Below are 637 nucleotides of genomic sequence, written 5' to 3'. Positions count from 1 at the left end.
ATCGACGTGATGAACAACAGCCGGTCTTCCTCATGCACGCCAAATTCCTGATTGACCCAGCTGACCAGGTTCACGGCCGAATGATGCTCAATCATGACGCCTTTCGGCTCCCCGGTTGAACCGGATGTATATATAATGTACGCCAACTCGTGCGAATCTTTGGCAAGGCGAAGCGCCTCGCCGGAATACTCGATTAGCGAAGGGTCCCGGCTGTCGATGATTTGCGCAGGCGCTTCTGCATACGCCTGATCGACGACAACGACGCTCACTCCCGCATGGCTGATCATATGTGCGATCCGGCTTTGCGGGTAGTCCGGATCCATCGGTACATACGCCGCGCCGGCTTTCAGAATCGCCAGCATACCGATGATCATCTCNGCGCAGGCGCTTCTGCATACGCCTGATCGACGACAACGACGCTCACTCCCGCATGGCTGATCATATGTGCGATCCGGCTTTGCGGGTAGTCCGGATCCATCGGTACATACGCCGCGCCGGCTTTCAGAATCGCCAGCATACCGATGATCATCTCAAAGCCCCGCCCGGTCATCAGCCCGACATGATCATTGAGTTTCACCCCCTGGGCCCGCAGCCGCCGCGCCAACCGGTTCGACCGCTCGTCCAGCTCCCGGTAGGT

The 637-nt window shown here is 58.5% G+C and carries 2 protein-coding genes; both read right to left on the bottom strand.

Going from position 1 to position 637, the window contains the following annotated elements:
* On the bottom strand, positions 1–374 hold a 374-nt coding region (locus ACAN56_RS35400), incomplete at its 3' end, for an AMP-binding protein (protein ID WP_379148789.1).
* Positions 371–625 (bottom strand): AMP-binding protein, encoded by a 255-nt coding sequence (locus ACAN56_RS35535; protein ID WP_489685718.1) that lies wholly within the window; start codon positions 623–625, stop codon positions 371–373. The genes ACAN56_RS35400 and ACAN56_RS35535, both read right to left, overlap by 4 nt.
* Positions 626–637: the final 12 nt, after the last annotated feature.

It is taken from the genome of Paenibacillus paludis, assembly GCF_042610515.1.
Lineage (GTDB): Bacteria > Bacillota > Bacilli > Paenibacillales > Paenibacillaceae > Paenibacillus_AQ.
Note: the sequence above shows the minus strand (reverse complement) of the source record. Positions and strands in the feature narration are given on the sequence as shown.